The organism is Halorubrum sp. GN12_10-3_MGM, from assembly GCF_005435235.1.
GTDB lineage: Archaea > Halobacteriota > Halobacteria > Halobacteriales > Haloferacaceae > Halorubrum > Halorubrum ezzemoulense.
Map to the genome: position 1 here is coordinate 28,543 of NZ_SGUB01000023.1, position 22,641 is coordinate 51,183.

The window sequence follows — 22,641 nt, forward strand, 5'->3', positions numbered from 1 at the left end:
GCATCTCGGACCGGGCCGAAGACAGCCTTATTCCGGTCCGCCGACACGTGCCCTCATGCGCAGACGCCGATTCCTCGGTCGCGTCGGGGTCGCCGGTGCGGTCGGGACCGCCGGCTGCGGCTTCCGCGGTCTCGGCTTGAGCGAGGGCCCGCCGCGCCGGTTCCGCGTCGGCGACGACGGGTTCGAGGTCGCGGTCGACGGCGGGGCCTTCGACTCTCTGTCGGTCCGCGGCGTGAACCTCGGGATGGCCAAGCCCGGCCGGTTCCCCGGCGAGGCGGCGATCACTCGCGCCGAGTACGACCGGTGGCTGGGGCTGATGGGCGAGCTGAACGTCAACGTCGTCCGGGTGTACACCGTCCACCCGCCCGCGTTCTACCGGGCGCTCGCGGCGTACAACCGGTCGCACGCGGACCCGATCTACGTCATCCACGGCAACTGGATCGGAGAGGAGACCCTCCGGGAGGCGGGCGACGCGACCGCGCTGTCGCCCTCGTTCGACCGCTCAATGCGGCAGGTGGTCGACGCCGTCCACGGCGCGACGACGATCGACCCGGAGCCCGGGTACGCCAGCGGCACGTACGACGCCGACGTGAGCAACGCCGTCCTCGGCTACGTCGTCGGCATCGAGTGGCCGCCGGCGGTCGTTCGGGAGACCGACCGGCTCGGCGAGGCGACCGGCTACGACGGCGAGTTCTTCGCCGCGCCAGCGGCGAGCCCCTTCGAGGCGTGGCTCGCGGCCCGCCTCGACGCCGCCGTCGCGTACGAGGCGGACGAGTACGGCGCGCAGCGCCCGGCGGCGTTCACGAACTGGGTGACGACCGACCCGCTCGAACACCCGTACGAGCCGTTCCACGACGAGGACTCCGTTTCCGTCGACCCCGACGCGATCCAGGCGACCGACGCGTCCGAGGCCGGCACGTTCGCGGCGTACCACGTGTACCCCTACTACCCGCCGCTGTTGAACGAGACGCCCGAGTACGCGAACTACGTCGACCACCGCGGCGAGCCGAACAGCTACGCCGGCTACCTGAACGACCTCGTCGGCGCGACCGACCACCCGCTGCTCGTCGCCGAGTTCGGCGTCCCGGCCTCCCGCGGCATCGCCCAGCGCGACGTTCACGGCCGCGATCAGGGCCGACACACCGAGACGGAGCAGGGAGAGATCCTCGCCGCCATGTACGAGGACATCCGTGAGGCCGGCACGCTCGGCGGGATCGCCTTCAGCTGGCACGACGAGTGGTTCAAGCGGACGTGGAACCTCGCCCCGTTCTCCGACTCCGACCGTCGGCCGTTCTGGTCGAACGTCCAGACGCCCGAACAGCGGTTCGGCCTGCTCGCGTTCGACCCCGCGGGCGCCGTTCCGCTCGACGGGTCGGCCGACGCGTGGGCGGACGCGGCCACCGCGACGCCCGAGCGCGACCCCGTCCGGCTCGGCGACGGCGCGGACGCGAGCCGCGAACTGACCGGGCTCCGCGTCACGAGCGACGCGGCGTACCTCTCGGTCAGGATCGAAGCGGACGCCCTCGGCGGCGGGGTCGACTGGGACGCGACCAACTACTTCCTCGCGATCGGGCTCACCGACCGGGGCGAGCGAGCGCTCCCGCACGGTCTCGGTGCGGCGGCACCGGCCGACTTCGTCGTCCGCCTCGGCGGTCCCGATGCCTCTCGAGTGACCGTCCGTCCCCGCTACGACGCCTTCGCGTACGAGTACGGCGCAGAGGCCGGGCTCGACCTCGACCGCTACCGGGAGCCGGACCCGGGCGTCTTCTCGCCGCTGCGGCTGGTGATCAATCGCGGCTACACGGTTCCGAAGACCGGCGAGCGCGTTCCGTTCGAGTCGGTGGAGACCGGACGGCTCCGCTACGGTAACGGGAACCCGGACTCCGACCGGTACGACTCGCTCGCTGACGTCCACGTCTCGCCGTCGAACGACGCGATCGAGGTCAGGCTCCCCTGGCAGCTGCTCAACGTCGCCGACCCGAGTCGCCGCCGTCGGCTGGGCGACTTCTGGAGCGAGGGACTCGACGACTACGAGACGTTCGAGGCGATCGACGTCGCCGCGGCCTCCTACGTCCCGGTCGACGCAGACGGGACCGCGGCCGAACTCGACGCCAAGACGAACCTGACGCACGCGGTTCCGGGCGTCCCTGACGGGAGCCTGCGCTCCCTCCGGTTCGAGCCGCCGACGTGGGACCGACCGGCGTACACGGAACGGCTCAAGGAGTCCGGTCGGATCGTGGGCGACGTGTTCGGGCGCTACGCGAACGGAGAATAACGCGAGCGGTCGCCGCGCAGGCGTCCCGAGCGGCCGACCCCGGTTCACGCGTCGACGAGCGCCGTGACTCCGAGCCCCCTATTCGGAGAGCCGGTCCCGCGTCAGCGACTCACCCGGCCCGGTGGTCTCGCCGGCCCCCAGTTTGACGCCGGCGTTCAGGGCGGTGTTGATGCCGGTCTTCGCACCGCCGCCGACGATCGCGCCCAGCTTGCGGCGCCCGGTGTCGACGCGCTCGCCTTTCACCGTCAGCCGCACGTTCTCGCCGTCGTGGCGGAGGTTGGCGACGTTCGTTCCCGCGCCGAAGTTGACGCCGCGGCCCAGCACGGAGTCGCCGACGTACGAGAGGTGCCCGACCGACGCGCCGGCCATTAGCACCGAGTTCTTCACCTCGACGGCGTGGCCGACGTGGGCATCCGGTCCAACAACGGTGGCCCCGCGGAGGTAGGCGTTCGGCCCCACGTCCGCGCCCTCGCGGATCAGCGCCGGCCCCTCGACGTACGCCCCCGAGCGGACGCGCGCGCCGTCTTCGACGACGACCGGGCCGCGGAGCTCGACGCCGTCCTCGACGGTACCGCCGATCGCCGTTCCGTCGTCGAGTGCCGCCAGCGCCAGCTCGTTCGCTTCCAACAGCTCCCACGGGCGCCCCACGTCGAGCCACGTCCCGTCGTAGGTCGCGACCGCGATCCGCCGACCGTCACCGAGCAATCGGTCGATCGTCGTCGTGATCTCGTACTCGCCGCGCTCGCTCTCCGGGGTGTCCTCGATGTACTCGAACACCTCCGGTTCGAACGCGTAACAGCCGACGTTCGCGAGGGTCGTCGGCGGGTCGTCGGGCTTCTCGACGATCCCGGCGAGCGCTCCGTCGTCGCCGACCGAGAGCACGCCGTACGCCCGTGGGTCCTCGACCTCGGTGGCGGCGATAGCGGGGGCGCCGGCCTCGGCGAGCGCGTCCGGGAGCGACGCGTCGACGACCACGTCGCCGTTGAGCACGAGGAAGTCGTCGTCGACGACCGGTTCGGCCTGCGCGACGGCGTGGGCCGTCCCCAGCGCCTCGGCCTGCTCGACGTAGTGGACCGGGCGGCCGCGGTACGACTCGCCAACGGCATCGCGGATCGCGTCGCCGCGGTACCCCGTCACGACGACGAACTCGTCGACCACGTCGCGGGCCGTGTCGAACACCCGTTCGAGCAGCGAGCGGTCCCCGACCGGCAGCAGCGGTTTCGGGCGGCGGTCCGTCAGCGGTCGCATCCGAGTCCCGCGGCCGGCCGCGAGCACGACTCCGTACATGTGCGGAGCCGACGGCGGGCCGAGGTTTATTGACTGCGGTCGGATCCGGGGCGTCAGTCGAGGCTCGCGTCCGCTCGATCGATGAGCCCGCGCGCCGTCTCGAACAGCGCGTCTGCGTCGGCCTCGTCGCGCGCTTCGGCCGTGATCCGCACCAGCGGCTCGGTCCCGCTCGCGCGCACGAGGAACCAGCCCGCGTCCGTCTCGACACGGACGCCGTCGAGGGTCGACACGTCGTCGTACTCGGCGGCCGCGGCCTCGCCGACGCGCTCGACGGTCTCGGACTTCCGGCCCGTGCGCACGGAGTCGCGGCGGATCGGGTACTCGGGGAGGCCGTCGACGAGCGCCGCCAGCGATCCCTCCGCGCCGACGAGCGCGGTCAGGATACAGGCCGCGAGCGGGCCGTCGGGACACAGCGTCCGGTCCGGCCAGATCCACGCGCCGCTCGGCTCGCCGCCGAAGGCGACGCCGGGCTTCGCCGCCTCCGCGGCCACGTACGCGTCGCCGACGGGCGTGTACGTGACCGCGGCGTCGACTTCGCTCAGCGCGTCCGCGACGAGGAGGCTCGTGTCGACCGGGACCGCGACGCGGTCGCCCGCGCCGGCCTCGCGGCGGGCGAACAGCGCGAGTAGCGCGTCGCCGGCGACGAACCGCCCGCGCTCGTCGACCGCCATCAGGCGATCGGCGTCGCCGTCGTGGACCAGCCCGAGGTCGGCGTCGGTCGCGGCGACCACCTCGCAGGCGGTCTCGCAGTTCGCCGCGGTCGGCTCGCTCGGTCGCCCCGGGAACCGACCGTCGCGCTGCCCGTTGAGCGTCTCGACGTCGCAGCCCGCGGCGTGGAGCGCGTCGGCGGTGACGCGCCCGACGCCGTTGCCGAGGTCGACGACGACAGAGAGGTCGTCCGGCAGCGGAACGGTCTCGCGCAGCGCGCGCTCGTGGCGTCGTCGCGCGTCGCCGCCCGCGACCGCGTCGCGCGTCTCGACCGTGCCGATCCCGTCGTGGCTTGCGAGGTCGAACGCCTCCGTCCCGACGATCTCGGCGATCCGATCGTTCCGGTCCTCGTCGAAGGCGCGCCCGGACGCCGTCCAGAGCTTGATACCGTTGTCGGGCGCGGGGTTGTGCGAGGCCGTGACGACGGCGCCGGCGTCCGCGCCCTCCCGGGCGACCGCCCGCGCAACCGTCGGGGTCGCCTCGACGCCGACGTCGATCACGTCGCTCCCGCACTCGGTGAGTCCCGCGGCGAGCGCCCGCGTGAGCATCGCGCCGCTGTCCCGGGCGTCGCGCCCGATCACGACCGTCTCCGCGCCGTCCGTCGCGAGCGCGCGCCCCACGTCGAGCGCGAGGGCCGCCGTGACCTCGTCGCCGACCGGGCCGCGAACGCCGCTGGTGCCGAACATACCGAGGCGATCGCCGGCCACCGCAAAGACGGTTCGGGACGGCGGCCAGAACGGAATCGCTCCAAGGCTTTTACTGATCGAACCCCGCAGCCTCGCGCATGGTCCCCGACCCCTCCTCGGTTAGCAGACGGACGGTTTTGGCGACGCTCGGCGGCGGCGCCGCGGTACTCGCCGGCGGCACCGCGGTCGTCGGCGTGACGGAACCGACCGCGCTGCCGGACTCGATCACGGACGCGGCGACGACGCATTACCCGACCCCGCCGGAGGTCGACGCCCTCTGGCGGCCGCCGGTGACCGAGGCGCACGCCCGCGAGGCCGTCGAGACGCTCGCGGAAACGGTCGCGGAGAGCCGGCGCCGGTGGGCCGAGATGGACTCCGTCGGGGACGACGCCGCGCCGATCACGACGGATGCGGGCGGCTGGCTCGAGGACGCCCGCGAGGCGCTCGACGAGGCCGACCACGACACGGCCCTGTTCCGAGCGCGGTACGGCCTCCAGTTCGCGGGCGAGGCGCTGGGGTACGCCCGCGCCGAGCAGGACGCGGTCGACCGGGCGACGCTCCGCGACCGCGCCGCCGTACTGACGGACCGCGCGCGGGCGGTCGCGGACGACCTGAAGCCCTACCCGACGACGGATCCCGCGCGCGACCTCGGGTGGTACGTCCGCATCGAGGGCGAGGTGCAGTCGGCGAGCGCGCTGGCGGCCCGCGCGCTCCCGGACGATTCCGACTCAGGGCAAAACGCCGATTCCGGGGGCGAAAGCGACGCCTCCGCCGACGCGGTCGACCCGGAAGTCGCAGGTGAGGTGACGGCCGCGCTGCTCCGAGGCGAGGTCGACGCCATGACCGCGGAGCGGTACCGCGACACCCTCTTCGACCGCCTCGGGAGCGACACGGGCCCGCACGCGGAGGCGCTGCGCGCGGCCGCCGAGCGCTTCCGCGCCGACCTCCGCGAGTACCCGTCCCGGGACGATGTCCGGGACCGGTACGTCGGGGAGGTCGACGAGTACGGGCCGTGGGAGTTCGCGCACTCGCGGCTGGCGCGGTGGTGTCTCGGATCGACCGCGCCCGTTCCGTGGCGGACGCCGATCGACACGGACCTGCTCGCGTTGCGGACCGTCGCGCTCTCGATCGGGGTAGCGCGCCGTCGTGCCCACGGGACGGCAGTCGACCGGCTCGTCGTCGAGCCGGACGACACCGCGTTCGACTCGGGCCACACCCTCGCCGCGAAGCGCCGGGCGCAGGCGACCTACGAGTCGGTCGTCGGCTCCGCCCCTGAACCCCTGCTCGTCACGCAGATCGGCCGCGCGGTCGAGGACCTCCAGGTCGCGGAGGTCGGGTTCGGCGGCGGCCGCGACCGGCCGATGTGGCGCGAACGGTTGGAGGCGTACCTCTACGCGCTGGTCGGGCGCGCCAAATTAGAGGCGTTCCCGCCGCTACGGGACGCGATTCTCGACCCCGACTGATCGGCCGCGGCGCTCCGGCCGTCGAGGGGGCGACGGGCCGCCGGCACGCCCGACCGCGTCAGTCGGTCACCGACCGCGCCAGCGCGCCGAGTCCAATTAGGTGCGCCACGGTGACGCCGAACACGGTTGCCGCGTCGGAGAGCCCCAACAGCGGCGTCAGGCCGTACGCGACGACGTACGGGAGGACCGCGATACAGGCGACGCCGACGGCCAGAAGCAGCATCGTCCGGCTCTCGTTCCGGCGCCAGCCGTCGTAGGCGAGGTACGACACGTACGCCCCGAGGCAGGCGGTGGCGACCCCGCCCGCGGTCGCGACGACGGAGAGCGTCACCGGTAGACCACCCCGAGGATCAGCAGGAGCCCGCAGAGCTTGCTCGCGGTCACGACCACGGTCCGCTCGGTGGCGGTCACCCACGCGACGTTGCCGGACGCCAGCCGGAGGAACATCGGGAGGGGCGCCAACAGCAGTAGCCCGAGCGTCAGGAACAGCAGCGGCCGGCGGCGCGTTCGCAGGTATCCACGCGCGAAGCGGTAGGTGACGAACACCGCGAGCAGCACCGACAGGAAGAACGCGGCGATCGTGATCGCGGCGAGCCCACCGCCGCCGCCGACCACGTCGACCTGAATCGGGAGACTCTGTCGCCCGATTACCGAGAGGCTCTGCTCCGTGACCGCCGCAAGCGCCGTCGCCACGGGCCACGTTCCGATCATCCCGAAAGCTCCTCGTAGAGCCGCGTCAGTCGGTCGGCGGCCGTCTCCTCGACGTAGTCGACGCTCACTTCGAACCCGCTCGCGGTCAGGTCGACGGAGACGCGGTTGAGCCGAGCGGCGTACACCTGCTGGGGACCGCGGTCCGGGTCGACCTCCTGTACCGTCTCGACGAGGTCCTGCTCGCGGAGGCGTTCGAGCCGGCGGTAGACGGTCGCCTCGGAGGCGTCGCAGGCCTCGCTGAGCGCGCTCGCCGACCGCGTCTCCTCGTAGGTCTCGATGAGGATCTGCCGGGCGTACTCGTCGTCGAGCAGCGAGTACACTTCCCGCGGATCGACCGACGCCTCCGTGCCCATTCGGTCGAACCTCGTAATCGGGAAACTTAGTCTTCCCGCCGAGGACTGAGTTCGGTCGCGCCGCAGTCCGGCGCGCAGCGTCGGTCCGCGTCACGAGAACCGTCGGATCGCTGACGAGACCGAGATTTCTTACGGCTGCTGGCCGACGCTTCACTCAGCCGATGGCCCTCTCGGACGCGCTCTCGGATCCCCCCGCGAACAGACGGGTCGCCGAAGCGGTGCTCTCAGCGCCGTTCCGGATTCGGACCTACGCCGCTGCGGCGTACCTGGCGCTGTCGTTTCCCCTCGGGATCGCGTACTTCGTCTGTACCGTGGTCGGGCTGTCGCTCGGTGTCAGCCTCTCCGTACTCCTCGTCGGCGTACCGATCCTCGCGGCGACGCTGGGCGGCGTGGTGCTGGTGTCGATCGGCGAACGCGTGCTCGCTCGTCGGCTCCTCGGCGCCGACATCGCCGACCCGTCGTGGAAGGTGACGGAGGCGTCGGGCATCGCCGACCGGGCCCTCGCCGCGGCGACCGACCTCGCCGTGTGGGGCGCCCTCCTGTTCGTCCTGTCGAAGCTGATCATCGGCGTCGCCGGCTTCACGCTCCTCACGGTCGTGCTCAGCGTCGGCGCGTCGCTGCTGGCGGCGCCGCTGTACTACGACGCGCCCGGCGCGTCCGTCGGGCTCATCCTCCCGGAGCCGATCCGTCGGGAGCTGTCGGTCGTCGTCCCGTGGGAGCAGTTCGAGGTCGGCGTCTCGTTCATCGTCCGACTCACGTCGTGGGAGGTGTCGACGTTGCCGGGCGCGCTCCTCATGTCTCTGTTCGGCGTGCTGGCGGCCCTCGTCGGGCTGAACGTCGTGAGCGCCGCCGGCTGGCTCTGCGCGCGGTGGGCCGAGTTCGCGCTCGGCGCTGGCACCTCGCCGGTGAGCGACGACTGACCCGGCGTTCGCCCGCTGCGAAAAACATCGTACTTATATTTTTGGTGGCGTTGCCCGCTGAGCAGCGTTCGATTCTTTATATGTGAGCTCGGTCGCAAGCGGTAGGTACAGCATGAGCGATCACCGCTGGTCCCCACGCTCACCGGTCGCGGCGCTCGCGCGCTTCGTCGGTGTGCCGTTCGACGCGCAGACGTATCGCAACCTAGCGTACCTCCTGTTAGCGTTCCCGCTGGGCATCGCCTACTTCACCGTCGTCACGACGGGCCTCTCGACGGGACTCGGGCTCCTCGTCACGTTCGCCGGCGTCCCGATCGTCCTCGCGACGCTGGTCGTGACGCTCGGTATCAGCTCGTTCGAGCGCCGGCTCGCCGACCACCTCCTCGACGTCGAGGTCGACGGCGACGACGGAGGGATCGAACTCGCCTTCGGGTCGGTCGAGGAGGCGATCGGCACGACGAAGCGGGTCCTCACCGCGCCGGCGGCGTGGACCGGGCTGCTGCTCGTCGGGCTCAAGTTCGTTTACGGCGTCGTCGCGTTCACCGCGCTCGTCACCGCGTTCGCGGTGTCTGCGACGCTGCTCGCCGCGCCGGCGCTCTACGACGCGCCCGGCGTCACCTACACGTTCGGCCCGTACGTGGTCGACACGCTGGGCGAGGCGGTCGCCGGGGGCGGCCTCGGCGTCCTCCTCGTCCTCGTGTCGCTCCACGTGACCAACGGCGTCGCCCGGTTCGGCGGCTTCCTCACCGACGCGCTGCTCGGCGGCGCGGCGCGGTCCGCGGAGGCGGCCGATGCGTGACCGTTCGGCAGCCGACGGGTCGTCGACGCGGCGGCGACTGCTCGGCGCGGTCGGTGTTGGACTGGGAACGACCCTCGCCGGCTGTAGCGGCGTCGTCGACGTCGACCGCCGGACGGAGACGGAGCGGCGCAGCGTCGACCCCTCGACGGTCTCGACGCTCGCCGTGACGGAGGCCACCGGCGATATCGACTTCCGCGCGGAGTCCCGCGACGACATCGCGGTCGTCGCCCGGAAGCGCGCCCTCGGCCGCGTCTCGTTCGACGAACTCGGCGCGACCGTGCGGACCGTCGGCGACCGCCTCGAAGTGACGACGGACGAGCCGCGGGTCGTCGGGTTCGGCGGCGGCCGCGTCGACCTCGAGATCCGCGCGCCGCCGAGCGTCGCGGTCGACGAGGTCCGCACCGCCGACGGCGACGTGCGGGCGGAGTCGGTCCCCGACGGCGCGACGCTGGCGACGACGGACGGCGACGTGTCGGTCACCGACGCCCGCGGCGACGTGCGCGCCGAGTCCCGCGACGGCGACGTTCTCGTCGACGGGACCGACGGAACGCTCTCGGCGACGACCGTGGACGGCGAGATACGCGCGCGGGATCCCGCCCGCGTCGACGCCCTGCGGACGCGGGACGGCGACGTCGTCGCGGACGTGCCCGCCGCGGCGTCTGACGCGGTCGTCGCGTCGACCGACGGCGACCTCCTGCTCCGGCTCGGCGACGATCTGAGCGCGACCCTGACCGCGAGAACCGACGACGGGGAGTTCGTCGTCACGGACGGCGGCGGCGCGGTCAGCGTCCGCGAGCGGACGGAGTCTCGGCTCCGAGCGGCCGTCAACGGCGGCGACGCCGCGGTGACAGCCCGGACCCGCGACGGCGACATCACGATCCGGGCGTGAGCCGTCGGCGTCGCCGTTGTCGACAGCGGCGACCTGCGCTCCCGCGCGAAACCGAAGCGCTGAATTGTCGCCTCCGAGGACACTCGATCATGCAAGGCAAACGCGTCCTCGTCACGGGCGGCGCCGGGTTCATCGGCTCGAACCTCGCGAACCGCCTCGCGGTCGATAACGACGTGATTGCCGTCGACGACCTCTACCTCGGCGCCGCCGAGAACCTCGACGACGCCGTCGAGTTCGTCGAGGCCTCCGTGGTCGACGACGACTACCCCGTCGACGTCGACGTCGTCTTCCACCTCGCCGCGCTCTCCTCGCGGAACATGCACGAGAACGACCCCCAGCGCGGCTGCCGCGTCAACGTCGAGGGGTTCGTCAACGCTGTCGAGCGTGCCCGCGAAGCGGGCTGTGAGACGGTCGTCTACGCCTCCACCTCCTCGATCTATGGGAGCCGAACCGAGCCCTCGCCCGTCGACATGGACGTGGAGGCGCACACCGCCTACGAGGCCTCGAAGCTCGCCCGCGAACGCTACGCCGAGTACTTCGCCAACCACCACGACATGAACGTGGCCGGCCTGCGCTTCTTCTCGGTGTACCAGGGCTTCGGCGGCAACGAGGAGCACAAGGGCGAGTACGCGAACACGGTCGCGCAGTTCGCGGACGCGATCGCCTCCGGCGAGGCGCCCGAGCTGTTCGGCGACGGGAGCCAGACCCGCGACTTCACGCACGTCTCAGACGTGGCCCGCGCCTGCGAGCTCGCCGCCGACCACGAGCTGACGGGCGTGTACAACGTCGGCACCCAGGAGGCGTACACGTTCAACGAGATGGTCGCGATGATCAACGACGCGCTCGGGACGGACGTCGACCCCGAGTACATCGAGTGCCCGTTCGACGGCTACGTCCACGACACGATGGCCGACTACTCGACGTTCCACGAGGCCACCGGCTGGGAGCCCGAGATCGGCTTCGAGGAGGGCGTCGAGAGGGTCTGCGAACCGTATCAGTAGCGCGACGACGGCCCGGTAGGGAGGGCCGCGGCCTCCGGCGACGACCGGCCGCTCGACGGCTCAGATGATCGAGGCGACCGCGTCGGAGAGCGACGCGTCGCCGTCGGCGACGTCGCGGCGGTAGTGCATATACACCGCGCCCAGCGGCGGTTGGACGACGTACGCCAACGTGATCGGCAGCACGGCGGTCTCGGGGACCGCCGGCGCGGCGACGACGACCGCCACCGCGATCGAGAGGTTGCGCATGCTCGTGGCGTACACGAGCGCGACGCCGCTGGCGGCGTCCCGGAGCGCGCGTCCGAGCCCCGACCCGACGGCGAGCAGGAGCGCGTAGAACGCCACGATGGGGACGATCGTGGCCCCCGATGCGACGGGGTCGGCGAGAATGCTCTCGGATCGCATCGCCATGGCGATGAACACGATCAGCATGACGCCGAAGGAGCTGAGCCCGCCGAGCGTCGGCTTCAGTCGGCTGAACCCGTCCGCGCCCAGCCGACCGAGCAGCACCCGCCGCGTGAGCGTGCCGGCGATCATCGGGAGGACGACCACGCGGGCGAGCTGCCCGTACAGCGCGGCGGCGTCGAAGCCGACGCTCGCCGGGATCAGCGCGGCGAGGTACGTCGGCAGGACCGCGACGGCGACCAGCAGGTTCACCGCCATCGCCACGAGCGCGGACTCCAAGTCGCCGTTGGCGAGCCCGGTCCAAGCGGCGGTCATTCCGGAGGTCGGGATGAGCGCGATGAAGTAGAGCCCGAACGCGTAGCCGACGCTCCCGTCGAAGAACAGCCGCGCGAGCCCGACCGCGAGTAGCGGGGCGACACCGAAGTTGACGAGGAGACTGAGCGCGACGACCCGCGCGTGGCTGCGGACGTTCACCACCTCCCTGAGGTCGATGTTGATCATCATCGGGTAGATCATCAGGAACAGCACGGGGACCACCGCGGACTGGAGGAGTCGCTTGAACGACGCCCCGGTGAACTGCCCGACGATCAGCCCCGCCGCCAGCGACCCGGCCACGACGTAGATCAGGTTCGACTTGATCCCTGTGAGGAACCGCCGTATCATCGTGTATATTATTGTGGTTACTACACAATAATATTTCGGGCAGAACGCGGGTGACCCGACAATTTCCGGCGCGGCCCGACGCGCACGGCGATGCGGGCCGACGCGCACGGCGATGCGGGCCGACGCGTGCGGCGACGCGAGCGCGCGGGGGCTGCTCCTGTCGAGACGGGCGCGTTGCGGGTCGCGGCCGGGCTAGTGCCCCTCGACCGCGCTGCCAGCGGCGATCAGGAATCCGGTGATCGCGGTGATCAGCGCCACCGTCCCGATCGCGATAGCGCCGATCCGGAACGTGTCGCCGGAGAGGCGCTCGGCGATAAGAAACAGGAAGACGGTCGTGACGAAGCCGATGAGCACGAGCGTTCGCCCGAAACGGCCCGTGTCGATGCCGGGCTCGCTAGACACGATTTAATATCTCCTTGAGCACGCCCTGATACTCGTCCTCGGTGGCGGCGTTGCCGAGCGAGTGGATCGACTGGCAGATCCACAAGCCGGCGGTGAAGTTGATGAACGCCGCCATCGAGACGACGCCGAGCTGTCCGTCGACGAACAACCCCGTGACGACCGCGCCGACGAACCCCACCGCCATGAGCGCGTGGGTGACGAGCGATCGGGTGCCGAAGTCGGCGAGCTGTAGTGATAACCGAGTGCCAACGGCCATGCGATCCGTTGCGGCTGCCAGTGTAAAGAGGTAGCGCGTCACAGCGTCCTGCCGCGTCGGGTTCGGCGGCGTCCCGGTTCCGGCGACGCGTACCCCCGTTGGTTTAGGCGGCCGGCCCGTACGCGCTCATGGATGTCGAACGCGGATCGGAAACACGACGTGGTGGTGTGGGGCGCGACCGGCGTCGCCGGGCGCTTCGCGGCCGAGTACCTGACCGAGCGATACGACCCCGAAGCCCTCTCGCTCGCCGTCGGCGGGCGGAGTCGAGAGCGGCTCGACGCGCTCGTCGACGACCTCACGCGGCGGAGCGACGCGTGGGACGACGTGCCCGTCGTCGTCGGCGACGCGACCGACCCGGAGAGCCTGCGCGCCATCGCCCGCGACACCGAGGTCGTCTGTACGACGGTCGGCCCGTACACGGCGTACGGAACGCCGCTGGTCGAGGCCTGCGTCGAGACCGGGACGGACTACTGCGACCTCACGGGCGAGGTGAACTGGGTGCGCGAGACGGTCGACCGGTTCCACGAGGCCGCCGTCGAGAACGAGGCGCGGATCGTCCACAGCTGCGGGTTCGACTCCGTGCCGGCGGACATCGGGACGCTGCTCGTCCAGTCGTTCGCGGCGGAGGCCCACGGCGCGCCCTGCGAGTCAGTCCGGATCTACCTCGACGGCGGGAGCGGGAGCGTCAGCGGCGGCACGCTTGCGAGCTTCGGCGAGCTGTTCGAGGCGGCCGCGACCGACCCGCTCGCCCGCGAGGCGCTCCGGAACCCGTACTCGCTGGCCCCCCGCGGCGAGCGGAGCGGCGTCGACCCCGGCGAGCAGCGCTGGCCGCGGCGCGATCCGCTCCGGGGCGAGTGGACCGCCCCGTCGCCGATGGCGCCGGTGAACGAGCGCGTGGTCCGGCGGAGCAACGCCCTGCTCGGCTACCCGTGGGGCCGCGAGTTCAAGTGCGGAGAGGTCGTGCCGACCGGGTCGGGACCGGTCGGCGCGGCGACCGCGACCGCCGCCGCCGGCGGACTCGGGCTGTTCTCCGCGGCCATGTCGGTCGGGCCGGTGCGCGACGCGCTGCGGCGCTACGTCTTCCCCGACCCCGGCGAGGGGCCGACGCGGGAGGAGGCGGAAGCGGGGAGCTTCCTGATCCGGGTGTTGGGCCGCGGGACGGGCGCTGACGGGCCGTTCACCGTCGAGGCCGAGTTCGGGGCCGACCGAGACCCCGGCTACGGCGCGACGGCGCGGATGCTCGGCGAGTCGGCCGTCTGTCTGGCGCGCGACGACGTCGACTCCCCGTTCGACGGTGGCGTGTTGACGCCGGCGTCGGGGATCGGGATCCCGCTCGCGGAGCGACTCCGCGACGTGGGGTTCACCGCAGCGGTCGGCGAGTCGTAAAAGAAGCGTATCGGGCGGACCGCTCCCGCCCGTCGATTACATGTAGCCGAGGTCGCGCAGGCGCTCCATCAGGTCCTCCTTGTCCTGGGCGCGGCCGGCGCGCTCGGTCGTGCCTTCGAGGTTCTGGAGCCAGGCGGGCTCCTCGGTCGTCTTCTCGGTCGAAACCTCGCTGCCGAGCGAGCGGAACCCGGCGAAGTACTTCGGCGAGATCGGGATGTCCTCCTGCGTGACACCCTCCGGCAGATCGTCGTCGGCCTGCGGGATGTACCCCTCGTCGGGGAACGCCTCGACGGTGTCGGGGACGACGAAGTTCCAGAAGGCGTCCCACACGTCGGCCTCGGCGAACTGGAGGATAGGCTGGATGCGGTCGTGCGGCGGGAACAGGTCGGGGTCGTGGCGCGGCGAGAAGAACGTCTCGTCGGCGCGGGCCTCCTGCTCGTCCCAGCGGACGCCGGAGATGACGCCGTCGATGTCGTACTCCTCGAGGGCGTCGTTGAGCGCGACCGTCTTCAGCAGGTGGTTGCCGACGTAGGTGTCGAGCAGGAACGGGAACGTGTCCTCCTCGAACTCGAGGATCTCCCGGATGTGGTGCTGGTTGTGCTCCGAGAGCGCGTCGACGGGGATGTCGTCGCCGGGTTCGAGGCCGTGTTCCTCGACGTACGCGCCCACGTCGTCGTTGCGGGCGTACACGAGGTCGATCTCCCACTCGTCCGCCCAGTGCTCGACGAAGTCGGTGATCGAGTCGAAGTGCTGGAAGTGGTCGATGAACACGGCGGTGGGCTTCTCGTAGCCGTACTCCTCGGCCACCTGATTGATGAAGTACAGCGTCAGCGTGGAGTCTTTCCCGCCCGTCCACATCACGGCGGGGTTGTCGTACTGTTCGAGCCCGCGGCGCGTGACCTCGACCGCCTTCTCGATTTTGTGCTGGATCGACGGGTAGTCGTCGGGGGTCTCCCCCTCGCCGTCGGCGTAATCGACGTCGACGCTCGCCGGGAAGTCGTCGCTCATACGCCCGAGATGTCGCCGCGAAAGGAAATAGGCCTTCTGAATCGCGGCCGGGGGCCGCCGGTCCGTTGCCGGGCCGCCGTCGCCGCGCCCTCGCGGAACACAAGGGATATGCCGACCGCCCCGGAATCGTCGGTCATGGGTCTGTTCGACCGGCTCCGCGGCGAGGACGACGACCGCGTCGTCTTCCTCGGCATCGACGGCGTACCGCTCGACCTCGTCGAGGACCACCCGGAAGTCTTCGAGAACCTGACCGACATCGCCGAGACCGGCTCCGGCGGGCGGTTGGAGAGCATCGTGCCGCCGGAGTCGAGCGCCTGCTGGCCGAGCCTCACGACCGGCGTGAACCCCGGCGAAACGGGCGTGTACGGCTTCCAGGACCGCGAGGTCGACTCCTACGAGACGTACGTCCCGCTCGGGCGCCACGTACAGGCGACCCGGCTGTGGGACCGCGTCACCGACGCCGGGCGCGACGCGACCGTCCTCAACGTCCCGGTCACCTTCCCGCCCTCGACGCGGATCCAGCGGATGGCCTCCGGCTTCCTCTCGCCCGACCTCGAGTCGGCTACGAGCGACGAGTCGCTCCGCGAGACGCTCGACGGCTTCGACTACAAGATCGACGTCAACGCCAAGCTCGGCCACGACGACGACAAGACGGAGTTCATCGAAGACGCGCACGCGACCCTCGACGCCCGGTACGAGGCGTTCGACCACTACCTCGCCGAGGACGACTGGGACCTCTTTTTCGGCGTGTTCATGAGCACCGACCGCGTGAACCACTTCCTCTTCGGCGACTACGCGACGGACGGCGAGTACGCCGAGGAGTTCCTCGAGTTCTACCGCACGCTCGACGAGTACATCGGTGCGATCCGCGACTCGCTCGACGACGACACCACCCTGGTCGTCGCCTCCGACCACGGCTTCACCCGGCTGGAGTGGGAGGTGAACTGTAACCAGTTCCTCGCCGACGAGGGGTGGCTCTCATACGAGGACGACGACCACGATTCGCTGACCGACATCGACGACGAGGCGCGCGCGTACTCGCTCATTCCCGGGCGCTTCTACCTCAACGTGGAGGGCCGCGAGCCGAACGGCGTCGTGCCCGAGGACGAGTACGAGGCGACGCGCGAGGAGCTCATCGACGACCTCGAATCGCTCACCGGCCCCGACGGCCGACAGGTGTGTAAGCGGATCGTGAAAGGCGAGGACGCCTTCGACGGCGCCCACGACGACATCGCCCCCGACCTGGTCGTCATCCCCGCGGACGGGTTCGACCTCAAGTCGGGCTTCTCCGGCAAGGAGGCGGTGTTCACCGAGGGACCGCGCAACGGGATGCACAAGTTCGAGAACTCGCTGCTGTACGCGACCGATCCAGACCTCGACCTGGCCGACGCGAACCTCTTCGACGTGACGCCGACGGTGCTCGACCTGCTCGACGTCGACGCCGACGCCGAGTTCGACGGCGAGAGCCTGCTGTCGTAGCGACCTCGCCGACGCCGCCGTCCCGCGGCGGGCGTATCCGACACGGTCACCCTCCGGGCGGACGGCGTATCGCGTGTGATGACCGACGGCGTTCGCTTCGTCGCGCTCGGCGCCGTTCGACGAACACAGCCGCGAGGGGGTCGTCCGCGAGTTCGACGAGATGCTCGGCGTGGAGCCGCTCGACCCGACGGCGGTCGGTACCTTCGAGCGCGTCTTCGAGCGCGGCGGGGAGCCTGCCCACGAGGTGTGGCGCGTCTACGAGGGTCGAATCGCTGAGGAATGGCCGTATTGCGGCGATTCGTTCGCGCTCGTTGAACCGGAGCGAGGGACCGAACACGTCTCGCGGTGGATTCCGATCGACCGACTACGGCAGCCCAACACGACGTTCTCCGTCTCGGATGTGCTCGACGCGCTCACCGCGTAGCCGGACGACGCCCCGGACTCACAGCCCTCACAGCGGCGACCAGCGCTCGCCCGGGGTCGCGCGGAACGCGTACGCGGTCTCGCGCTCGACGGCGACCAGTCGGCCGCCGATGGCGAACAGGGCCCGCGGTTCGATCTCGTCGGGAAACGGCGCCTCCCACCGCATGGACCCGCCGGAACCGAGCGCGACCATGCGCCCCCGGGTGGGATCGTTGAATCCGCCCGAGTTCTCCGCGACGTACGCTCCCGTCGCGTCGACCGCGAGGTGGTCGGACGGGAGGTCCGACCGCTCGTCGCTCCCGAACGAGGGAATGGAGGGCGACATCGGTGTCGATCGGCCGGTTCGACTCCGACCGTTAAATGCTCTCGGTCGGCGTCGAACACCGCAGACAGAGGATCCCGGTGCCGGCCCAGTTCACGTGGGTCGACCCGCAGTTCGGACAGCGGTTCCCGTCGTTGTTGTACTCGGTCGTCCCTCGGGGCGCGGCGAGGTGGCCGTCATCAACCGCGCGCTCGATCAGGCCGCGGAACCGCTGCTTCTTGAATCGGGCGCGGTGCGCGAGGAAATCGCCCGGGCGGTCGGGGTCGGCGCCGTGGAGGTCCTCCCACTTGATCGCGATCTCGCCGTCCGCCTGTCCCCGCGCGACCTGCTTGATCGTCGCGGCCGCGGCCTCAAAGAGCGGCGTCGTCGCGAGCGCCTGCGGCGCGTCGACGCCGTCGCCCGCCGCCTCGTAGCGCGCCGCCGCGTCGTCGTACGCGTCGTCGGCGCCGCCCAGCCCGCCGGCGACCCGGAAGTCTGCGACGAACTCGCTCAGGCAGGCCCCCTGCCCCGGCTCGTCGAGGACGCGTCCGAAGTCGCGGCTCGCGGCGATCCCCTCGACCGCGCGCTGGGTCGCGCGACCGTCGGCGCCCGCGACGCGGTACGCGACCGCCGCGGCGAGCAGCTGTTGGAGCCCCTGTCCGATCCACCCCTTCTCGTCGGGCTCGAAGGGGTCGACCTCCGGCCGCGGGTCGGCCAGCACGCGTCGCCCCCCGCGGGTGTAGCGGTCGCCCGCCCGCTCGTACGCTCGCGCCGCCAGCGCGTCGACCGCCGCGTCGTGGTGGCCGCCGTCGTCAGTGTTCACACCCTGCTTACGGGCGGCGATGAGTTACGCTTGACGGGGACCGCTCGCGCGGCGGCGCCGACGCACCGCCGACCCGACGCACCGCCGCCCCGACGCCCCGACCATACTTACTTCCGGGCGTCGAACCGCTCGCATGGAGAGACCGGACGGCGCTTCGGGGTCGGGGTCGCAGTCGCCGGCCGAATCGACCGCACGGCCGGAGGCGGAATCGAGGCCCCGACCCGCGTCGAAGTCGGACGGCCCGTCGACCAGCGGGCGCGTCGAATGGCTCCTCGCCGCCGCGTTGCTCGCGGTCCCGATGGCGGTCGTGCCCGGCGGCGACGGGACCGCGACGCTGGTGAGCCTCTGGGGATTCGTGACGCTCGGCGCCGACGGCGGGATCGGCGGGTACCCGGTGTGGTCGTACTTCCTCGACCAGCCGCGGCCGTTCGCGACGCTCCCTCCGTCGATCCGCGCGTGGCCGCTCGCCGTCGGGTTCCACCTGCTCGCGCTCGGGAGCGCCACGGGCGGAGTCGCGCTCGGTCGCGAGGACCGGCGGGTCACCGGCGGCCTGCTCGTGTTCGCCGCGGCCGCGACGCTGTGGGTCGCCGCGGGGCTGGGCGTGCGCTTCGGCGTCGGGTCGACCGCCGGCTGGCTCTCGGTCATCCCCGCGGGCGCGGTCGCGGCGCTCCTCGTCGCCCTCGGGGCCTACGGGCGCGACCTCGCCGGGATAGCCACTCGCTGAGCGGCCGCCGGAACCCGCCCCGCCCTCCCGCCGTCCCCGCCCATTTATATCCCAGTGCGCGGTCTCGCAGTGTATGACGACGCTCGCCTCGGTCCTCGGCGTGACGACCGTCGCCGGGGTCGCGACCGGGATCGGGGCCCTCCCCGTCTTCTTCCGGCATCGCGTGACACACCGGATCTACGACGGTGCCCTCGGGCTGGCGGCCGGGCTGATGGTCGCCGCCAGCGTGTTCGGCCTCGTGATCCCCGGCATGGAGGAGGGGACGCTCCGCGCGGTGATGGCGGGGGTGCTCCTCGGCGGGGCGACGCTGCTTGGCGGGAACTACCTCATTCCGCACCTCCACGCGGAGTACCGGGCGTGGTTCGTCGAGGGCGGCGCGACCGCAGACGACGCCGCGGTCATGGAGCCGCCGACCGGGGACTCTGTCACCGAGGGTTTCGCCACCCGGGGCTCCGCCGCCGAGGAAGGCGACGCGGAGCCGGAATCGGTCGACGAGGACGCCGGGACGCTCGCCGAGCGCGAGTCCTCGCTCCGGAAGGCGCTGCTCATCGGCGGGGCGATCACCCTCCACAACGCCCCCGAGGGGCTGGCGATCGGCGTCGCGTTCGCCTCCGGGCTGGAGGAGGTCGCGCTGTTGCTCGCGGTCGTCATCGGCCTTCAGAACGTGCCCGACGGGTTCGCGTTCGCGGTGCCGATGGCGGAGACCGGGATGTCGAACCTCCGGGTGGTCTGGTACACGACCCTCTCGGGAGTGGTCCCGCAGGTCGTCGCCGCGGTCTTCGGCTTCTCGCTCGTGTCGGTCGGGGCCGGACTGTTCCCGGTGTCGTCGGGGTTCGCCGCGGGCGCGATGCTCGCGGTCGTCTTCCGCGAGCTGATCCCATCCTCGCACGGGCACGGGCACGCCGACGCCGCGACCGGCGCGTTCCTCGTCGGCTTCGTCCTGCTCGTCGTCGTCGACGCCGTCGTCGTGGTGTGAGCGGGCGCCGGACGCTGGAAGCGCACGACCGCGGCACAGGCCCAGGTGCGGGCGTCGGTCGCTACTCGTTGCGCGGGCTACTCGGGTGGTAATCGGTGTCGTACTGTCCCGGATTGCCGTCGACGCGGTCCGGGTTGATCCGGCCGCCGAGCAGCATGAAGTCGAGCACCGTACAGTACAGCATCGCCTCGACGACGGGGACGGCCCGCGGCGGGAGGACGGGGTCGTGGCGGCCGACGACCTGGACCTCCTTCTCCTCGCCGGTCTCCCAGTCGGCCGAGCGCTGCTTCTTCGGGATCGAGGTCGGCGCGTGCCACGTCGCCTCGCCGTAGATCGGCTCGCCGGTGGTGATCCCGCCCTGAAGCCCCCCGTGGTCGTTCCCCTCGGGGACCGGGTCGCCCTCCTCGCTCTCGACGTGGTCGAACGACTCGCCGTCGTCGAACGTCCAGTCCTCGTTGCGCTCGCTGCCCGCCACGTGCGTCGCGTCCTTCCCCAGCCCGTACTCGACGCCGGTGGTCGCCGGGATTGAGAACATCGCCTGCCCGAGGCGGGCGGGGAAGCTGTCGAAGCGCGGCGATCCGAGCCCCCGGGGGACGCCCCGGCACTCGAAGTAGATCGAACCGCCGATCGAGTCGCCCTCCTCCTGGTACTCCTCGATCAGCTCCTGCATCTCCGCGGCCGCCTCGGGGTCGGCGCAGCGCACGTCGTTCTCCTCGCTGTGTTCGAGGATCTGCCCGAAGCTCACCGGGGCGGCCTCGATGTCGCCGATGCGATTGACGTGCGCTTTGATCTCGACGTCGTGGTCAGAGGCGTCGAGCACCTGTTCGGCGACCGCGCCGGCCGCGACCCAGTTCACCGTCTCGCGCGCCGAGGAGCGCCCGCCGCCGCCCCAGTTGCGTGTGCCGAACTTCGCGGAGTAGGTGTAGTCGCCGTGCGAGGGGCGCGGCGCGGTGACGAACGGCTCGTACTTCCCCGAGCGGGCGTCCTTGTTCTGGATCACCATTCCGATCGGGGTGCCCGTGGTGTAGCCGTCCTGGACGCCGGAGTTGACGACGACCTCGTCGGGCTCGCCCCGCGAGGTGGTGATCATCGACTGGCCCGGCTTGCGCCGGTCGAGCTGCGCCTGGATCGCCTCCTCGTCGAGCTCGACGCCCGCTGGCACGCCGGAGACGGTGACGCCCATCGCGTCGCCGTGGCTCTCGCCGTAGGTCGTCAGCTGGAAGAGTCGGCCGAACCGGTTCCCGTTCATACCGGTACGTGTGGCCGGGGGCTTATAGGGGTTGCAATCCGCGCAACGAGCGGCGCTCGCCCGGACTTCGAGACGACGCGCCGACCGGCGCGCGACCGACGGCGGTATGTAAGGGGAACGCGTTGGTGGGTGCGTGCGCGACCGCTTCACCTCCGACCTCGGCGTGTACGCCCTTTCGGGGCTGTTCTCGCTCGTCGTCTTCGCCCTCGCGCTCGGCATCCTCTCGCGGACGCTCCCCGGCGGGCTCGCGAGCCGCCAGCTCGGGGGACTGATCGTCGGCTACCTGCTGTTCGTCGGCGTGTACACGACGGCGTGGTTCATCTACACCGGGATCGACAGCCGCGAAGAGGTCTGACCGTCGAGTCGCCGCCGCCCGCGGAGCCCCGCCTCCGACCGAGTCGGATCCGCCTGCCGAACCGTTTTCACGTCGCCGCGAGACGGGGCGGGTATGAGTTGGGACACCATCGCCTTCGACGTCGACGACCGCGGAGTCGCGACGATCACCGTCGACCGACCGGAGCAGCTCAACGCGCTCACCGCCGAGACGCTCGAAGCGATCGAGGACGCGCTCGACGAGGCCGCCGAGCGCGACGCTCGCGTCCTCGTGATCGCCGGTGCGGGCGACGAGGCGTTCGTCGCGGGCGCGGACATCTCGCACATGGTCGACCTCTCGACGCCCGAGGCGCAGGCGTACGCCGAGCTCGGCCACCGCGTCGCGGACGCGATCGAGTCGTTCCCCGCGCCGACGATCGCCGCCGTCGACGGTTACGCCTTCGGCGGCGGGTGCGAGCTCGCCTTGGCCTGTGACCTGCGGGTCGCCGCCGAGAGCGCCGTCCTCGGGCAGACCGAGATCGATCTGGGGATCATCCCCGGCTGGGGCGGCACGCAGCGGCTCCCGGCGCTCGTCGGCGACGAGGTCGCCCGCCGGCTGATCTTCCTCGGCGAGCGCATCGACGCGACCGAGGCGGCCGAGGTCGGGTTCGTCGGCGAGGTCGTCGCGGACGACGACTTCGAAGACCGGATCGACGAGCTGGCCGGCGAGCTGACAGCGAAGCCGGTGACCGCGCTGCGCGCGGCGAAGGAGGCGCTGAACGCGGCCGGCGAGGGGTCGGCGGCGACCGGGCTCGCCTTGGAGCGCCGTGCGTGGGCCGGCCTCTTCGGGACGCACGATCAGCGCGAGGGGATGACGGCTTTCTTGGAGAAGCGCGATCCGGAGTTCGAATAACGCGGTAGCGGATCGCTGTCGGTGCTGTGCCGAGGTGTGGTGGCGCGCGCCGTCGAGCGGCTGCCCTCGGCGGCCGCGAGAAGCGCGTGCGAGGGACGCCGCGAACCGCCAACAGGCCGTGAGCGGTAGCGAGGCGCGACGCCTCTGGCAGCCGGCGGCGTGGCCGCCGGCGACGAGGCCGGGGAGGCGTGAGGTGCGGTCGCTGTGCGGGGCGGGACTCGAAGGGGCGGGCGCG

The 22,641-nt window shown here is 71.6% G+C and carries 26 protein-coding genes; 13 read left to right on the forward strand and 13 right to left on the reverse strand.

The window, feature by feature from the left end:
* Nucleotides 1–55 precede the first annotated feature (55 nt).
* The gene (locus EXE47_RS14605) at nt 56–2,275 is read left to right on the forward strand and encodes a hypothetical protein (protein WP_089307719.1); all 2,220 of its coding nucleotides are present in this window, start codon (nt 56–58) and stop codon (nt 2,273–2,275) included.
* 78 nt (nt 2,276–2,353) lie between these two features.
* Here the strand turns inward: EXE47_RS14605 and glmU are convergent, their stop codons facing one another.
* Together glmU and glmM are read right to left on the reverse strand one after the other, a co-directional pair.
* The gene (gene glmU, locus EXE47_RS14610) at nt 2,354–3,562 is read right to left on the reverse strand and encodes a bifunctional sugar-1-phosphate nucleotidylyltransferase/acetyltransferase (protein WP_049929704.1); all 1,209 of its coding nucleotides are present in this window, start codon (nt 3,560–3,562) and stop codon (nt 2,354–2,356) included.
* Between the two features lie 53 nt (nt 3,563–3,615).
* Nucleotides 3,616–4,956, reverse strand: coding sequence for a phosphoglucosamine mutase (glmM, locus tag EXE47_RS14615; protein WP_089307718.1), 1,341 nt, complete (start codon nt 4,954–4,956; stop codon nt 3,616–3,618).
* A gap of 98 nt (nt 4,957–5,054) precedes the next feature.
* Between glmM and EXE47_RS14620 the strand changes: the two genes are divergently transcribed.
* A complete protein-coding gene (locus tag EXE47_RS14620) occupies nt 5,055–6,419 on the forward strand; it encodes a hypothetical protein (RefSeq protein WP_089307717.1) in 1,365 nt (454 codons plus the stop codon).
* Nucleotides 6,420–6,477: 58 nt separating this feature from the next.
* On the opposite strand, the gene EXE47_RS14625 is transcribed toward EXE47_RS14620, so the two are convergent.
* The 3 genes from EXE47_RS14625 to EXE47_RS14635 are packed head-to-tail and all read right to left on the reverse strand — an operon-like array spanning nt 6,478 to nt 7,483.
* Entirely contained in the window at nt 6,478–6,750 is a 273-nt protein-coding gene (locus EXE47_RS14625; protein ID WP_049929701.1) for a hypothetical protein, read from the reverse strand.
* The gene (locus EXE47_RS14630; protein ID WP_241988181.1) at nt 6,747–7,130 is read right to left on the reverse strand and encodes a hypothetical protein; all 384 of its coding nucleotides are present in this window, start codon (nt 7,128–7,130) and stop codon (nt 6,747–6,749) included. Before EXE47_RS14630 ends, EXE47_RS14625 begins: the two co-directional genes overlap by 4 nt.
* A complete protein-coding gene (locus tag EXE47_RS14635; RefSeq protein WP_049929700.1) occupies nt 7,127–7,483 on the reverse strand; it encodes a winged helix-turn-helix domain-containing protein in 357 nt (118 codons plus the stop codon). The genes EXE47_RS14630 and EXE47_RS14635 overlap by 4 nt, the downstream gene beginning before the upstream one ends.
* A 161-nt stretch (nt 7,484–7,644) precedes the next feature.
* Between EXE47_RS14635 and EXE47_RS14640 the strand changes: the two genes are divergently transcribed.
* From EXE47_RS14640 to EXE47_RS14655, 4 genes are all read left to right on the forward strand, one after another.
* Entirely contained in the window at nt 7,645–8,403 is a 759-nt protein-coding gene (locus EXE47_RS14640) for a sensor domain-containing protein (protein WP_049929699.1), read from the forward strand.
* A 112-nt stretch (nt 8,404–8,515) separates the two neighbouring features.
* Entirely contained in the window at nt 8,516–9,199 is a 684-nt protein-coding gene (locus tag EXE47_RS14645; RefSeq protein WP_233125175.1) for a sensor domain-containing protein, read from the forward strand.
* Nucleotides 9,192–10,088, forward strand: coding sequence for a DUF4097 family beta strand repeat-containing protein (locus tag EXE47_RS14650; protein ID WP_089307716.1), 897 nt, complete (start codon nt 9,192–9,194; stop codon nt 10,086–10,088). The genes EXE47_RS14645 and EXE47_RS14650 overlap by 8 nt, the downstream gene beginning before the upstream one ends.
* Nucleotides 10,089–10,177: 89 nt before the next feature.
* On the forward strand, nt 10,178–11,089 hold the full coding sequence (locus EXE47_RS14655) for an NAD-dependent epimerase/dehydratase family protein (RefSeq protein ID WP_086220510.1): 912 nt from the start codon (nt 10,178–10,180) through the stop codon (nt 11,087–11,089).
* A gap of 60 nt (nt 11,090–11,149) precedes the next feature.
* Here EXE47_RS14655 and EXE47_RS14660 read toward each other — a convergent pair whose 3' ends face one another.
* The 3 genes from EXE47_RS14660 to EXE47_RS14670 form a co-directional block, all read right to left on the reverse strand.
* Nucleotides 11,150–12,154, reverse strand: coding sequence for an arsenic resistance protein (locus EXE47_RS14660; RefSeq protein WP_089307715.1), 1,005 nt, complete (start codon nt 12,152–12,154; stop codon nt 11,150–11,152).
* A gap of 192 nt (nt 12,155–12,346) precedes the next feature.
* Nucleotides 12,347–12,556 (reverse strand): hypothetical protein, encoded by a 210-nt coding sequence (locus EXE47_RS14665; protein WP_049911035.1) that lies wholly within the window; start codon nt 12,554–12,556, stop codon nt 12,347–12,349.
* Complete coding sequence (locus tag EXE47_RS14670) at nt 12,549–12,812, reverse strand: hypothetical protein (protein ID WP_049929695.1); 264 nt, start codon at nt 12,810–12,812, stop codon at nt 12,549–12,551. The genes EXE47_RS14665 and EXE47_RS14670 overlap by 8 nt, the downstream gene beginning before the upstream one ends.
* 132 nt (nt 12,813–12,944) lie before the next feature.
* Here EXE47_RS14670 and EXE47_RS14675 point away from each other — a divergent pair, with 132 nt between their 5' ends.
* Nucleotides 12,945–14,198, forward strand: a complete 1,254-nt coding sequence (locus tag EXE47_RS14675; RefSeq protein ID WP_089307714.1) for a trans-acting enoyl reductase family protein — start codon at nt 12,945–12,947, stop codon at nt 14,196–14,198.
* A 36-nt stretch (nt 14,199–14,234) separates the two neighbouring features.
* Here EXE47_RS14675 and EXE47_RS14680 read toward each other — a convergent pair whose 3' ends face one another.
* Both EXE47_RS14680 and EXE47_RS18535 read right to left on the reverse strand, forming a co-directional pair.
* A complete protein-coding gene (locus EXE47_RS14680) occupies nt 14,235–15,206 on the reverse strand; it encodes a phosphoadenosine phosphosulfate reductase family protein (RefSeq protein ID WP_049930091.1) in 972 nt (323 codons plus the stop codon).
* Complete coding sequence (locus tag EXE47_RS18535) at nt 15,203–15,343, reverse strand: hypothetical protein (protein WP_158293619.1); 141 nt, start codon at nt 15,341–15,343, stop codon at nt 15,203–15,205. The genes EXE47_RS14680 and EXE47_RS18535 overlap by 4 nt, the downstream gene beginning before the upstream one ends.
* Between EXE47_RS18535 and EXE47_RS14685 the strand changes: the two genes are divergently transcribed.
* Entirely contained in the window at nt 15,342–16,685 is a 1,344-nt protein-coding gene (locus EXE47_RS14685) for an alkaline phosphatase family protein (protein ID WP_049929693.1), read from the forward strand. The genes EXE47_RS18535 and EXE47_RS14685 overlap by 2 nt on opposite strands.
* Before the next feature lie 160 nt (nt 16,686–16,845).
* Nucleotides 16,846–17,109 (forward strand): hypothetical protein, encoded by a 264-nt coding sequence (locus EXE47_RS14690; RefSeq protein WP_089307713.1) that lies wholly within the window; start codon nt 16,846–16,848, stop codon nt 17,107–17,109.
* Between the two features lie 27 nt (nt 17,110–17,136).
* On the opposite strand, the gene EXE47_RS14695 is transcribed toward EXE47_RS14690, so the two are convergent.
* Together EXE47_RS14695 and EXE47_RS14700 are read right to left on the reverse strand one after the other, a co-directional pair.
* Nucleotides 17,137–17,433, reverse strand: a complete 297-nt coding sequence (locus tag EXE47_RS14695; protein WP_241988180.1) for a hypothetical protein — start codon at nt 17,431–17,433, stop codon at nt 17,137–17,139.
* A 31-nt stretch (nt 17,434–17,464) separates the two neighbouring features.
* Nucleotides 17,465–18,232 (reverse strand): hypothetical protein, encoded by a 768-nt coding sequence (locus EXE47_RS14700; RefSeq protein WP_049929691.1) that lies wholly within the window; start codon nt 18,230–18,232, stop codon nt 17,465–17,467.
* 133 nt (nt 18,233–18,365) lie between these two features.
* Here EXE47_RS14700 and EXE47_RS14705 point away from each other — a divergent pair, with 133 nt between their 5' ends.
* Both EXE47_RS14705 and EXE47_RS14710 read left to right on the forward strand, forming a co-directional pair.
* A complete protein-coding gene (locus EXE47_RS14705; protein ID WP_089307712.1) occupies nt 18,366–18,956 on the forward strand; it encodes a TIGR04206 family protein in 591 nt (196 codons plus the stop codon).
* Between the two features lie 73 nt (nt 18,957–19,029).
* On the forward strand, nt 19,030–19,932 hold the full coding sequence (locus tag EXE47_RS14710) for a ZIP family metal transporter (protein ID WP_089307711.1): 903 nt from the start codon (nt 19,030–19,032) through the stop codon (nt 19,930–19,932).
* A gap of 61 nt (nt 19,933–19,993) precedes the next feature.
* Here EXE47_RS14710 and aroC read toward each other — a convergent pair whose 3' ends face one another.
* Nucleotides 19,994–21,181: a chorismate synthase gene (gene aroC / locus EXE47_RS14715; RefSeq protein WP_089307710.1), complete on the reverse strand. Its 1,188-nt coding sequence runs from the start codon at nt 21,179–21,181 to the stop codon at nt 19,994–19,996.
* A 133-nt stretch (nt 21,182–21,314) separates the two neighbouring features.
* Here aroC and EXE47_RS14720 point away from each other — a divergent pair, with 133 nt between their 5' ends.
* Together EXE47_RS14720 and EXE47_RS14725 are read left to right on the forward strand one after the other, a co-directional pair.
* The gene (locus EXE47_RS14720; RefSeq protein ID WP_049929687.1) at nt 21,315–21,536 is read left to right on the forward strand and encodes a hypothetical protein; all 222 of its coding nucleotides are present in this window, start codon (nt 21,315–21,317) and stop codon (nt 21,534–21,536) included.
* A 93-nt stretch (nt 21,537–21,629) separates the two neighbouring features.
* Nucleotides 21,630–22,406 carry an enoyl-CoA hydratase/isomerase family protein gene (locus tag EXE47_RS14725; protein WP_089307709.1) on the forward strand — a complete coding sequence of 259 codons (777 nt, stop codon included), beginning with the start codon at nt 21,630–21,632 and terminating at the stop codon, nt 22,404–22,406.
* The last annotated feature ends 235 nt before the right edge of the window (nt 22,407–22,641 follow it).